1 protein-coding gene and 1 pseudogene are annotated in these 890 nt (G+C 47.2%); both read right to left on the bottom strand.

Translation table 11 applies throughout. The features are described from left to right. The coding region (locus R7O13_RS25235) for an efflux RND transporter permease subunit (protein ID WP_318304990.1) at positions 1-596 on the bottom strand (596 nt) is incomplete at its 3' end. Positions 597-605: 9 nt separating this feature from the next. Beyond that, a pseudogene (vmeJ, locus tag R7O13_RS25230) lies at positions 606-890 on the bottom strand (multidrug efflux RND transporter periplasmic adaptor subunit VmeJ); the annotation flags it as partial.

Here is an 890-nt window from a genome sequence, read left to right as displayed (position 1 = left end):
TCCAATCCATAGCTTTCCATTAAAAGCGGATCGACGACGATCTCGACAATATCTTCACGATCACCAGCAATATCGACTTCCAAGATCTGACGGAAGCTTTCTAATCTGTCACGCAACGTTCGTGCGATTTGAACAATGGTTCTCTCTGGCACCGTGCCATAAAGCACAACGGTTAAAACTGGCTCCTCTGAAGCAAAAGTAACTTCATTGACCGTCGGTTCATCACTGTCTGCAGGTAACTTAGGTTTCGCCAGATCGACCGCGTCGCGAACATCCGCCATCGCTTTATCGAGATCCACGCCGACGCTAAACTCTAAAGTGACTGAAGCGTGGCCTTCGGAGGCAACCGATGTCATCTCTTTCACCCCTTCAATTGAGCGCAGTTCTTGTTCGATAGGACGAACCAGTAAACGCTCAGCATCAGTTGGAGAAATACCTTGATGCCCAACAGAGACGTAAATGATAGGAATAGTGATATCGGGACTAGATTCTTTTGGGATGGTGACGTAAGTAATGACCCCTGCGATGAGGATCATCACCAACAAGGTCAACATCGTTCTTGATCGGGATAACGCAGCGTCAATTATACTAAACATGCTGCCTCCCTATTCTTCGGCCGCATCGGCAGCGACATCACCGACTTTATTCGCAATCACGGTATCGCCATCACGAACAAACCCCTGTCCTAATACAATGATGTCCGCTTGCTCGCCAAGCCCAGATAACCAAACGCCATCTTCTTCTGCTTTGACTAACTGGATAGGAACAAACTTAACGTGTTCATCTTGCAGTGTTTTGACACCTAAATTCCCTTCTTCATCTAACGCCAACATTGCAGCGGTAATTTTAATCGCTAGCACTTCATTCAAAGGGAGCTGCACTTCCGCACT

It is taken from the genome of Vibrio sp. Y176 (assembly GCF_033438945.1).
This window is presented reverse-complemented; position numbering and strand designations above follow the sequence as displayed.